The organism is Telluria sp. Soil_C_11, assembly GCF_057657395.1.
This window is the reverse complement of the sequence record NZ_JBDGIN010000011.1, coordinates 129,924-141,992: the sequence shown is the minus strand read 5'-3', so window position 1 is coordinate 141,992 and position 12,069 is coordinate 129,924. Positions and strand designations below refer to the sequence as shown.

General features: G+C 68.3%; 10 protein-coding genes. 1 reads left to right on the top strand and 9 read right to left on the bottom strand.

The features are described 5' to 3' along the window. Positions 1-128 precede the first annotated feature (128 nt). On the bottom strand, positions 129-2,384 hold the full coding sequence (locus tag AC3A6M_RS18155; protein ID WP_487854120.1) for an Orn/Lys/Arg family decarboxylase: 2,256 nt from the start codon (positions 2,382-2,384) through the stop codon (positions 129-131). A gap of 225 nt (positions 2,385-2,609) precedes the next feature. On the opposite strand from AC3A6M_RS18155, the gene AC3A6M_RS18150 reads away from it, so the two are divergent. After that, on the top strand, positions 2,610-3,083 hold the full coding sequence (locus AC3A6M_RS18150) for an SRPBCC family protein (protein ID WP_487854122.1): 474 nt from the start codon (positions 2,610-2,612) through the stop codon (positions 3,081-3,083). A gap of 6 nt (positions 3,084-3,089) precedes the next feature. Here AC3A6M_RS18150 and AC3A6M_RS18145 read toward each other — a convergent pair whose 3' ends face one another. The 8 genes from AC3A6M_RS18145 to AC3A6M_RS18110 are packed head-to-tail and all read right to left on the bottom strand — an operon-like array spanning position 3,090 to position 12,067. Then, positions 3,090-3,713, bottom strand: a complete 624-nt coding sequence (locus tag AC3A6M_RS18145; protein ID WP_487854119.1) for a DUF4337 domain-containing protein — start codon at positions 3,711-3,713, stop codon at positions 3,090-3,092. Positions 3,714-3,726: 13 nt separating this feature from the next. Next, on the bottom strand, positions 3,727-4,212 hold the full coding sequence (locus AC3A6M_RS18140; protein ID WP_487854118.1) for a dihydrofolate reductase: 486 nt from the start codon (positions 4,210-4,212) through the stop codon (positions 3,727-3,729). Between the two features lie 3 nt (positions 4,213-4,215). Further along, positions 4,216-5,010: a thymidylate synthase gene (locus AC3A6M_RS18135; RefSeq protein WP_487854117.1), complete on the bottom strand. Its 795-nt coding sequence runs from the start codon at positions 5,008-5,010 to the stop codon at positions 4,216-4,218. 30 nt (positions 5,011-5,040) lie between these two features. After that, positions 5,041-6,144, bottom strand: a complete 1,104-nt coding sequence (locus AC3A6M_RS18130) for a threonine aldolase family protein (protein ID WP_487854116.1) — start codon at positions 6,142-6,144, stop codon at positions 5,041-5,043. Position 6,145: 1 nt separating this feature from the next. Next, entirely contained in the window at positions 6,146-7,981 is a 1,836-nt protein-coding gene (locus AC3A6M_RS18125; protein WP_487854115.1) for an ABC transporter transmembrane domain-containing protein, read from the bottom strand. A gap of 35 nt (positions 7,982-8,016) precedes the next feature. Further along, on the bottom strand, positions 8,017-9,084 hold the full coding sequence (locus AC3A6M_RS18120) for a lipocalin-like domain-containing protein (RefSeq protein ID WP_487854114.1): 1,068 nt from the start codon (positions 9,082-9,084) through the stop codon (positions 8,017-8,019). Further along, positions 9,084-11,636 (bottom strand): ABC transporter permease, encoded by a 2,553-nt coding sequence (locus AC3A6M_RS18115; RefSeq protein ID WP_487854113.1) that lies wholly within the window; start codon positions 11,634-11,636, stop codon positions 9,084-9,086. Before AC3A6M_RS18115 ends, AC3A6M_RS18120 begins: the two co-directional genes overlap by 1 nt. Further along, entirely contained in the window at positions 11,624-12,067 is a 444-nt protein-coding gene (locus AC3A6M_RS18110) for a DUF4124 domain-containing protein (RefSeq protein ID WP_487854112.1), read from the bottom strand. Before AC3A6M_RS18110 ends, AC3A6M_RS18115 begins: the two co-directional genes overlap by 13 nt. Positions 12,068-12,069 lie beyond the last annotated feature (2 nt).

Here is a 12,069-nt window from a genome sequence, read left to right as displayed (position 1 = left end):
TGGCGTACGGTTTTCGAGACGCATCTTATTTCTTCCTCAAAATCAAGGATGCATTCCCCGGCAAAGCGCGATGAACCAAAAAAAAGCCCGGATCGCTCCAGGCTTTTGCACGCGGGCAGGCCGATGGGTCAGTCCTGCTTCACGCAATCGACGAAATACCCCAGCTTGCCATCCACTTCGCGCTTGACCAGCCCGTGGACGTCGGTCTCGAAGCCCGGGAAGCGCTCGTTGAAGTCGCGCGCGAAGCGCAGGTAGTCGACGATGGTCTTGTTGAAGCGTTCGCCCGGGATCAAGAGCGGGATGCCCGGCGGGTACGGGGTCAGCAGGATCGCCGTGATGCGGCCTTCCAGGTCTTCGATCGCGACGCGCTCGATCTCGCGGTGCGCCATCTTGGCGAAGGCGTCCGACGGCTTCATCGCCGGGATCATGTCCGACAAATACATCTCGGTGGTCAGGCGCGCCACGTCGCGGGATTTATAGAAGTCGTGGATCGACTGGCACAGGTCGCGCAGGCCCCAGGATTCGTAGCGCGGGTTCGCCGCCGTGAACTCCGGCATGATGCGCCACATCGGCTGGTTGCGGTCGTAGTCGTCCTTGAACTGCTGCAGGGCGGTGACCAGGGTGTTCCAGCGGCCCTTGGTGATGCCGATCGTGAACAGGATGAAGAAGGAGTACAGGCCGCATTTCTCGATGATCACGCCGTGCTCGGCCAGGTACTTGGTCACGATCGAGGCCGGGATGCCGGAATCGTCGAAGGAGCCGTCCAGCGCCAGGCCCGGGGTCACCACGGTGGCCTTGATCGGGTCGAGCATGTTGAAGCCTTCGGCCAGCTTGCCGAAGCCGTGCCAGGTGTCCTCGGCATGGATCATCCAGTCGGCCTGGGTGCCGATGCCTTCCTCGCTGGTGACCTGCGGGCCCCAGACCTTGAACCACCAGTCGTCGCCGATTTCCTCGTCGACCTTCTGCATTGCGCGGCGGAAATCCAGCGACTCGTAGATCGACTCTTCGACCAGGGCGGTGCCGCCCGGCGCTTCCATCATCGCGGCGGCCACGTCGCACGAGGCGATGATCGAATACTGCGGCGAAGTCGAGGTGTGCATCAGGTAAGCCTCGTTGAAGGCGTCCTGGTCCAGCTTGACGGTCTCGGATTCGCGCACCAGCACCTGCGAGGCCTGCGACAGGCCGGCCAGCAGCTTGTGCGTGGACTGGGTCGAGAAGATCATCGATTCTTTGGCGCGCGGGCGGTCGCGGCCGATCGCGTGCATGTTCTTGTAGAAGTCGTGGAAGGTCGCGTGCGGGATCCAGGCTTCGTCGAAGTGCAGGGTGTCGATCTTGCCGTCCAGGAGTTCGCGCAGGGTCTCGACGTTGTACACCACGCCGTCGTAGGTCGACTGCGTGATGGTCAGGATGCGCGGCTTCTTGTTCTTGGCTTCGCGGGCGAACGGGTTCGCCTCGATCTTCCTGCGGATCGACTCCGGCGAGAATTCTTCCAGCGGGATCGGGCCGATGATGCCGAGGTTGTTCCGGGTCGGCATCAGGAACACGGGGATCGCGCCGCACATGATGATCGAGTGCAGGATCGACTTGTGGCAGTTACGGTCGACCACCACGATGTCGCCCGGCGCCACGGTCGAGTGCCAGACCATCTTGTTCGAGGTCGAGGTGCCGTTGGTGACGAAGTAGCAGTGGTCGGCGTTGTAGATGCGCGCGGCGTTGCGCTCGGACTTGGCGACCGGGCCGGTGTGGTCGAGCAGCTGGCCGAGTTCCTCGACCGCGTTGCAGACGTCGGCGCGCAGCATGTTCTCGCCGAAGAACTGGTGGAACATCTGGCCGATCGGCGACTTCAGGAAGGCGACGCCGCCCGAGTGGCCCGGGCAGTGCCAGGAATAGGAGCCGTCGTTGGCGTAGTTGACCAGCGCGCGGAAGAAGGGCGGCGCCAGGCTGTCCAGGTAGGCTTTCGCTTCGCGGATGATGTGGCGCGCGACGAATTCCGGCGTGTCCTCGAACATGTGGATGAAGCCGTGCAGCTCCTTCAGGATGTCGTTCGGGATGTGGCGGCTGGTGCGGGTCTCGCCGTAGATGTAGATCGGGATGTCCGAATTCTTGTGGCGGATCTCCTGCACGAAGGCGCGCAGCGCGCTGAGGGCGAAGTTGGTCTCTTCGAGCGTGCCGCCGCCGAACTCCTCGTCGTCGATCGACAGCACGAAGGCCGAGGCGCGCGACTGCTGCTGGGCGAACTGGGACAGGTCGCCATAGCTGGTCAGGCCCAGTACTTCCATGCCTTCTTTTTCCATGGCGGCGGCCAGCGCGCGAATGCCGAGTCCCGAGGTGTTCTCGGAACGGAAGTCCTCGTCGATGATGACGATAGGGAAACGAAATTTCATGGACAGCTCCAAAGCGAAGCGCCGTGCACCCCATCTTCCTGAGCGGTAGATGGCCGGGCACGGCACCGAAAAAAATAGAAGCGGATTTTCGCAGAATTTCCGCAAGTCGGCGCAATTTTTTTGCTAGGTTAGCCAGACTCAGCCGATCATGGCGCACCGTTGTTGCTCCGAAAGCAATCCTGACTTAATCCTCGGGCCAATCGATGGTAGAGTGCTGGCCGATTCATCCTTACCTCGGAGGGCATCATCAGCACCGTACGCATCCGGATCGAAAGCACGATCCCCGCTTCACCCGCCGAACTCTGGGACTGGAGCACTTCCGTGCGCGGCGTCCACGCCGAGATGCGGCCTATCCTGAAGCTCGCGTTCCCGAAGGGGATGACGCACATTCCGCGCGACGGCAGCGGCCTCGGCCAGCCGCTGGGCAACTGCACCTTCCTGCTGCTGGGCGTGCTGCCGGTCGACCTGTCGCGCCTGACCTTCGTCGAGGTCGAGCCGGGACGCCGCTTCGTCGAAGCTTCGCCGCTGCTGTCGATGAAGAGCTGGCGCCATGAACGCACGCTGACGCCGGCCGGGGAAGGCACGCAGGTGGTGGACAGCCTGGAGTTTACGCCGCGCTTCGCCGCCGGCATGACTGCCTGGTTCATCAAGAAGTTCTTCCAGCACCGGCATGCGATGCTGAGGAAGCATTACGGCTAGCGCCGCTCAGTGCGCGGCCGCGCCGCCGGCCAGCAGCGCCCCGATCGGATCCACGTGCAGCCAGGCGAAGGCGCCCAGCGCGAAGCCGACCGCGGCCACCACGTAGGTGACCGACAGCAGCCAGCGCCGGCGCGTCAGCAGCGTGATCGCCGCCAGCGAGATCGCGATCTGCTCGGCGGTGGTGGCCAGCGCCCACTGGTGGTGGGTGTGCATGGCCGCTTCCGACTTGTGGTTCCACTCGTCGGACTGGGCTTCGTACTTCTCGGCTTCCTTCCTGATGCCCGCCTTTTCGGATTCGTAGCGCGCCACGTCGGCCTTGTACTTCGCCTGGGCCTCGGGCGCCATGCCCGGCAGCGAAGAGGCCAGTTCGGCCAGGTTCTGCTTGCTCGACTTCGCCTGGTAGTAGTTCCAGGAATTGGCCGCCGTGGTCTTGGCGATCGCCGCGTTGTTCTTGAATAGCGCCGCGTCGTTCTGGGTCGCGCCGCCGAGGTAGCCGAACAGCGCGCCGACGGTGGCCAGCACCGCCGTCATGACGGCGATGTTGTTGGAAAAACCGTCGCTGCCGTGCTGGGCGACGTGTTCGACCGCGTGATCGTGCGGTCCATGCACATGGAAACCGTGTCCGGACATGGTATTGCCTCGCTTACTGCTTGCGTTCGTAGGTGACGAAGGAAAAGGCGACGCCGTCCGCCGAGCGGTGGTCTTCGCGCGCGGTTTCGACCCACTGCGCCGGATCGATCACGGGGAAGAAGGTGTCGCAGCGGTAGACGCCGTCGATGTGGGTGACGATCAGGCGGTCGGCGATCGCCATCGACTCGCCGAAGATCTGGGCGCCGCCGATGATGCTCGCAGGCCCGTCGCCCGCCAGCGCGACCGCCTCGTCGAGCGAGCCGGCCACTTCGACGCCTTCGTGCGACCAGTCCGCATTGCGGGTGACGACGATGTTGCGGCGCTTCGGCAGCGGGCGGCCGATCGAGTCGAAGGTCTTGCGGCCCATGATGATCGGGTGGCCAAGGGTGACCCGCTTGAAGTGGGCCAGGTCCTCGGGCAGGTGCCAGGGCAGCTGGTTGTCGACGCCGATGCCGCGCTGGGCGTCCATGGCGACGACGAGGGTCAGTTGTTTGCTCATCGCTTACACGGCCACCGGGGCCTTGATCGGGGGATGCGGATCGTAGCCGACCACTTCGAAGTCGTCGAACTGGTAGTCGAACAGCGAGTCCGGCTTGCGCTTGATGATGAGTTTCGGCAGCGGGCGCTCGTCGCGCGAGAGCTGCAGCTCGACCTGCTCCAGGTGGTTCGCGTACAGGTGGCAGTCGCCGCCGGTCCAGATGAAGTCGCCCACTTCCAGGCCGGCCTGCTGGGCCATCATGTGGGTCAGCAAGGCGTACGAGGCGATGTTGAAGGGCACGCCGAGGAAGATGTCGGCGCTGCGCTGGTAGAGCTGGCAGGACAGCTTGCCGTCGGCCACGTAGAACTGGAAGAAGGCATGGCAGGGCGGCAGCTTCATCCGCGGTACGTCGGCCACGTTCCAGGCCGAGACAATCATGCGGCGCGAGTCCGGATTGTGCTTGATCTGGTCGAGCACCTGGCTGATCTGGTCGACGTGGCCGCCGTCGGGCAGCGGCCAGCTGCGCCACTGGTAGCCGTAGATCGGGCCCAGCTCGCCGTTGGCGTCGGCCCACTCGTCCCAGATCGAGACCCCGTGTTCCCTCAGGTAGGCGATGTTGGTGGAGCCGGCCAGGAACCAGATCAGTTCATGGATGATGGACTTCAGGTGCACCTTCTTGGTCGTCACCAGCGGGAAGCCGTCCTGCAGGTTGAAGCGCATCTGGTAGCCGAACACGGAGCGCGTGCCGGTGCCGGTGCGGTCCGTCTTGACCGCGCCATGGTCGCGCACATGGCGCATCAGGTCTGAATATTGGCGCATCGGGTAAGTACAGGATGAAAAAATGCCATTTTACCCGATGGCCGCCCGGCTGGACATGAGCTCGGCGGCCAGCAGCGCCACCGATTCGCGCACCCGTCCGTCCGGCGTCTCCAGCAGGTTGTCGCCCACGTAGAGTTCGAAGTAGCTGCTGTCCGGCAGCGCGCCGTGGTTGATGCGGTTGAACAGCCACACCCCGTGCTCCGCCGCCAGCTTGCGCCGGATCTCGAGCGCGCGCTCGCGGCTCACCGGCAGGTGTATGTGCAGCATGTTCGCCTGGGGCGCGGCGGGGTTCACCTGGATCAGTGGATGGTCGCGCAGCACCTCGTACAGGAACTGGGTGCGGCGGAACAGCGCCGGCATGCTGGCCAGGCGCGCGTCGAACTGCATCGCCGCGGCGACCACGTAGGGTGAGCGGTGGATCACGTTGCCGCCCTGGCGCTTGAACCATTCCGCGGCGCGCGCCACGAAGTCCTTCGAGCCCAGCAGCATCGCGCCGCCCAGGCCGCCGATCCCCTTGTACAGCGAGACGTAGACGCTGTCGAAGCCGGCCGCGATCCCGGCCACCGGACGGCCGTAGCCGGCGGCGGCCTCCCATAGGCGGGCGCCGTCCATGTGCAGGTGGATGTTCTTCGCCTTGCAATGCGCCTTGATCGCGCCAAGTTCCTCCCAGGCGGAGAGCTGGCCGCCGATCTCGCGCATCGGGATCTCCAGGCCGACGGCCGACAGGCGGTCCGGCACCGAGGCGATGTCGGCGGCCGTCCACGGGCGGTGGCGGTCGCCGACCTGCAGGGCGTCGAAGTGGCCGAGCAGCTGGTAGTTGGAGCGCTCGTGGACGAAGATGTGGGAAGTCGGGTGCAGGGCGACCGGCGCATTCCCGCGCTCCATCGCGGCCAGGCGCAGCGCCGTCACCTGGGTCATGGTGCCGGAGATGCAGAAGACCGCCGCCTCGAAGCCGAGCAGTTCGGCGACCTTGCGCTCGAAGTCCTGCACCACGGCGCCTTCGCCGTAGATGTCATGGCTGGCGCCGTTGGCTTCGCACCAGGCGGCCATGGCCGAAAACATCTCGGCGGGCCGGCGCGCGCGGTGGCCGGGAAGGATGGTGGTGCAGCGGGCAAGCAGTTCGTTATCGTTCATTTCAGGCTCCCTGGTGTGCCACCTGGACGTTGTGGAACTGCAGTGCCGCCAGGTTGGCGTAGATGCCGCCCAGCGCCACCAGCGAAGCATGGTTGCCGGTCTCGACGATGCGGCCGTCTTCCATCACGATGATGCGGTCGGCGCGCTGCACGGTCGCCAGGCGGTGCGCGATGATCAGGGTGGTGCGGCCGACCATCGCCGCTTCCAGCGCGCTCTGCACCAGGCGCTCGGATTCGGCGTCCAGCGCGCTGGTGGCTTCGTCCAGCAGCAGCAGCGGCGGGTTCTTCAGCAGCGCGCGCGCGATCGCGATGCGCTGGCGCTGGCCGCCCGACAGGCGCACCCCGCGTTCGCCCAGGAAGGAGGCATAGCCCTCCGGCAGGCGCTCGATGAATTCGTGGGCGGCCGCCATCTTCGCCGCGGCGATCACTTCGGCATCGCTGGCCCCGGGGCGGCCGTAGCGGATGTTCTCCATGGCGTCGGCCGAGAAGATCACGGTGTCCTGCGGCACGATGCCGATCGCGCCGCGCAGCGCGTGCAGGTCGAGGTCGCGGATGTCGACCCCGTCCAGCAGGATGCTGCCGGATTGCGGATCGTAGAAACGCAGCAGCAGCTGGAACAGGGTGGTCTTGCCGGCGCCGGACGGCCCCACGACGGCGACCGTCTCGCCGGGCAGGATCGACAGGTTCAGGTGCGCCAGCGCCGCGTGGTCCGGACGCGAGGGATAGGAGAAGCCGACCTCGCTGAGTTCGAGCGAGGCGCCGCCCACCTTGCGCGCCGGCAGCGGCTTCGGGTGCAGCGGGCTCGCGATGCTGGAGCGCAGGGCCAGCAGTTCCAGCAGGCGTTCGGCGGCGCCGGCCGCGCGCTGGGCCTCGCCCATCACTTCGGACAGGGCGCCCACGGCGCCGGAGACGATCGAGGCGTACAGGATGAACTGGCCGAGGTCGCCGCCGGTCATGCTCCCCTCCAGCACCGCGTGCGCGCCCAGCCACAGCACGAACACGATCGCGCCGAACACCAGCACGATGGCCAGCATGGTCAGGATGGAACGGGCGCGGATGCGCCGCATCGCGGTCTGGAAGGCGTGTTCGACCGAGCTGCCGAAGCGCTGGGCTTCGCGCTGTTCGCCGGTGAAGGCCTGCACGGTCGGCATGGCGTTGAGGATCTCGCCGGCCAGCGCCGAGGCGTCGGCGATGCGGTCCTGGGAATCGCGCGAGAGCTTGCGCACGCGGCGTCCGAACAGCACGATCGGCACCACCACCAGCACCAGCAGGCCGAGGATGATCGAGGTGAGCCTGGCGCTGGTCACGAACAGCATCGCCAGGCCGCCCACGAACAGCAGGGTGTTGCGCAGCGCCAGCGAGATGCTGGTGCCGACCACGGACTGGATCAGGGTGGTGTCGGTGGTCAGGCGCGACAGCACTTCGCCGCTGCGGGTGGTCTCGAAGAATTCCGGGCTTTGCCGCACCACGTGGGAATACACGGCGCTGCGGATGTCGGCCGTGACGCGTTCGCCCAGCCAGGACACCATGTAGAAGCGCGCGGCGGTGGCCACGCCCAGCACCGCCGCCACGCCGAACAGGGCCAGGAAGGTGGCGTTGACGTTCTCGATGCTCCTGCCGCCGGCCGCGGCGCCGAAGCCATGGTCGATCATCTGCTTGAAGGCATACGGGATGGCCAGGGTGGCGCCGGCGGCGACCACCAGCGCGATCCCGGCCAGCACGAACTGGCGGCGGTAGGGGCGCAGGAAAGGCAGCAGCATGGCCAGGGCGGCCAGCGTGCCTTTGCGGCCAGGGTTGTCGGCGGTGTCGGCGGTGTCGGAGGTGGAGCTGGTACGCATGTGTCCTTGTTTTCTTCTTTTCTGGTAATGATAATTCAGAGTTGCATCGGATCGACGTAGCCGGTCAACTCGAGGTAGCCGCGGCCCAGCGGGCGGCCGTCGCGGCCCACGCTCACCGCGCCCTCCCAGTACACCGCGCCGGTCGAACGGCGCGAGTCGAGTTCCTGGTCCTGCTGCAGGGGCGTGAGCTGCCAGCGCAGCGGCCCGGTCGCGATGGTGGTCGCCACCGGGTAGCTGGCCCCGGTGCGCGGCGACTTCCAGTGCGCCTGCGGGGTAAACGATACCTGATCCGCGCCGTATTGGGTGAGGCGCCCGGCCGCGTCGCGCAGGGTGGCGTGGGCCCACAGCTTGCCGCCATCCTTCGCGCGGATCTGGAAAGCCATCAGGGCGCCGCCGTCGTCGAGATTGATCCCGGCCCAGTCCCAGCCGGCCGCATTCGTTTCCAGCACCTGGCTGGACCACTCGTGGTCGAGCCAGGCCGTGCCTTTCACGCCCACCGCCTTGCCGGCGCGGGTGACGGTACCGGATACCTGCAGCTGCGGCTCGCTGTAATAATAACTGGCGTGTCCGGGCTTCGGGCCCTTGCGCGAAAAACCGGCTTCGCCCTGCAGCAGCAGCGGCTGGGTCGGCGCCAGCGCAAGTTCGAAGGCCAGCGTGCCGCCGCGCACCTCGACCCGGTAACGGCCGTCGGCGCCGCGCCGCATGCGCCAGTCGTCCAGCCTGACGTCGGTGTCGCCGGTTCGCGCCCAGGCCAGGCCGAAGCCTTCGCGCGCGCTGCGCTGGTCGTGCTCGAGGTGGCCGGTAGCCGGGTCGGACAGCGCCGCGTGGCCGATGATCAGCTGCTTCGGCGCGAACGCGCTCGGGTTGGCCGGATCGTGTTCGGTACGGCTGCGGAAGAAGGTCACCTGGAAGCCGAGCGGCTTGCCGTCGGCGGTAGCCAGCCAGCCCGTCACGTACCACCATTCCGTGCGGTGCCCGGGATGGGCACCGAAGTCCTGCGGGAAGACGAGCGTGCGGCCGGGCGTGACCGGCGCGAAGGTGGGCGGGGCGGCGTTCGCCAGGCCGGCCAGCGCCAGCAGCAGGATGAACAGCCGGCGCAGCATCACCAGTCCTCCCGCACGGCCCGCACCGGCCCCCCGGACAGGGCATAGCGGCCCGACACCAGCGCCGTCGCCACCGAGGCCAGCACCAGCACCGCGGCCACGCTGCCCAGCAGCGGCCAGGGCAGGTGCAGCTGCATGGTCCAGTGGAAGGATTGCGGGTTGACCACGTACACCAGGATCAGGCTGATCAGGAGGCCGAGGGCGAAGCCGGTGGCCACGCCGAGCACCGTCAGCGAGCCGCCTTCCAGCGCCAGGATGCGCAGCACCTGGCCGCGCGACACGCCGACATGGCGCAGCATCCCGAACTCGCGCGCCCGCGCCAGGGTCTGGGCCGAGAAGGTGGCGGCCACGCCGGACAGGCCGATCGCGATCGCGATCGCTTCCAGCAGATAGGTGACGGCGAAGCTGCGGTCGAAGATGCGCAGGCTGGCGGCGCGGATCTCGCCGGGGCTGGCCAGTTGCAGCGTCGCGCCGAAGGGCAGGGCGCGCAGGCGCGCGGCGATCGCGTCCGGGCGCACGCCGTTGGCGGCCCACAGCGCCGCGTCGGTGACGGTCGTATCGCCGGTCAGGCGCCGGTAGTCGTCGCGGCGGATCACCACCGAGCCGGACTGGTTGGCGTAATCGCGCCAGACCCCGGCCACGACGAAGCGCTGCCGGCGCCCGCCCAGCGGCAGCGCGATCCGCTGGCCGACATGCATGGCGTACAGGTCGGTCATGGCTTCCGAGACCCACACCGGCAGTTCTCCCGCGGGCGCCGGGACGCTGTTTCCGACCAGGGCCAGCAGCCGGCCGGGATCGGCGGCATCGATGTCGCGCGCGATCAGGGTGACGGCCGGGCGGGCCGGATCGAGCGTCAGCGGGCGGGTGCGCAGGAAGGCGGCCTGCGCGATGCCGGGCAGGCCGACGATGGCGGCTTGCTCGCCCGGGCCCAGGCCGCCGGTATTGCCGCCGCTGGCGGTGCGCACGTACAGGTCGGCCGGCAGGATGTGCAGCATCCAGTCGTCCACCGAGACGCGGAAGCTGGCCACCATGATGCCCATCGCGACCATCAGGGAAAAGCTGGCCAGCACGCCGCCCAGCGCGATCGAGGCCTGGCCCGGCGCATTCGCCAGCCGCGCCAGCGCCAGGCTCGGGACCGGCGACGGCGCGCCGTGCCTGCGCATGTAAAGCTGGTTCAGCAGCCGGAAACTGGCGGCCGCCAGGCGCGGCATCAGGGTGATTCCGCCGATCAGCAGCAGGGCGACGGCGAAGTAGCCGAACAGGGGCAGCCCGGCCACGGGCGGCGCGAAGGCGCAGGCCGCGGCCGCCGCGAGGCATAGCAGCGAGGGCCAGACGCGCGCCAGGCGCTCCAGCGCGACTTCGTCGTTGCCCGACTTGAGGGCGACCGCGGGGCGGGCGCGCGCCGCTTCCCAGGCCGGCGCCGCGCAGCCCAGCAGCGCCACGCCCAGGCCGAGCAGGAAGAACACGCCGGCCGCCACCGGCGTAAAGATCACGGTCGGTTTCACGCCAGGGAAGTAGCCGGCGCCGAGGTCGCCGCCGAAGAAGGCCAGCGCGGCCGCCGCCAGCGCGTAACCGGCGCCGATCCCCAGCAGGGCGCCGAGCACGCCCAGGCTGGCCCCTTCGACCAGCACCTGGCGCAGCAGGAGCCGGCGCGGCAGGCCCAGCACGCGCAGCAGCGCGAACTGGCTGCGCCGGCGCAGCACCGACAGGGCCTGGGTCGAGAACACCAGGAAGGCGCCGGTGAACAGCGCCACCAGGGCCAGCACGGTCAGGTTGACGCGGTAGGCGCGGCTCAGGTTATTGTTGCGGCTCTCCTGGCTGGCGTCGTTCGGCGCCGCCACCGTGAAGCGTCCGGGGAAGTCGCGTTCCAGTTCGGCCGCCAGGCCGCGTTCGAAGGAAGCGCGGTCGACGCCGTCGCGCAGCTTCAGGTCGACCCGCGACAGCTTGCCCAGCTGCCGGAAGCGCCACTGCAGGGCGCCGATGTCCATCACGCCGAGGCGCTGGCCGCTGCGCGCGCGCAGGATCGGGCCGGCCACGCGCAGCGGCACGTCCTGCGTGCCGGCGCGCAGCACCAGGGTCGCGCCGCTGCGCACGCCCAGCCAGCCCTGCGCCGCCGGCGACAGGAAGATGGTGTCGTCGGCCAGCACGTCGGCGCCGCGGCCTTTGTCCGGCACGCCCATCAGGTCGGGCGACACCTGGCCGGCGCGCAGCGCGTCCAGGCCGACGATCTTCAGGGCGCCCGGCCTGCCGGCCAGGGCGGCGTCCACTTCCAGCACCGGCGAGGCGAGCGCCACCCCTTCATGCCGGGCCAGGCGCGGGTAGATGGCCTCGTCGAACTGGGCTTCGCGGCCCGTCACCTGCAGATCGGCCTGGCCGGCCAGGCTCTGGATCGCGGCGGAGAATTCGTTGAAGGCGGCGGCGTTGATCAAATGGATGGCAAAGCCCATGGCGACGCCGACCGCGATCGCCACCACCGCCAGCACGGCGCGCATCGGATGTGCGCGCCATTCGCCGATCAGCAGCCAGCGCGACAGCAGCCCTAGGCCGGACATTCCACCGCCAGCGCCTCGAGCTGGCGCCGCAGCCGGATGCGCGCGGCCTCCTGCTTCGGGCCATGCGCGGTGCGCGCCAGGTCTTCCTCGGCCCACTTGCGGCGCAGGCGCAGCTTGTCGCACTTCTTGCGCTGGGCCTGGGCCGCGCGCGCCTGGCGGACTTCGACCTTGCCCTGCCTTTCCGCCGCCTTCTCGCGGGCGATCCGGGCCTTCTCGAGTTCCAGCAGGGTGCGAGCATCGCCGCCCTGCGGTCCCATCGTGTCGGCCGGCGAGATCCCGGCCTGCGGAGGCGGCAGGGTCCTGGAAGCACCCTCGGTACAGGGGCGGTCGCTATAGCTGGTCTTGCCGCCGGCGCTGCATTTATAGACGTCCTGGGCATGCAGGCCGGCCGAGCACAGGCAGGCGGCGAGGAAGAAAAGGATGCGCATCATGT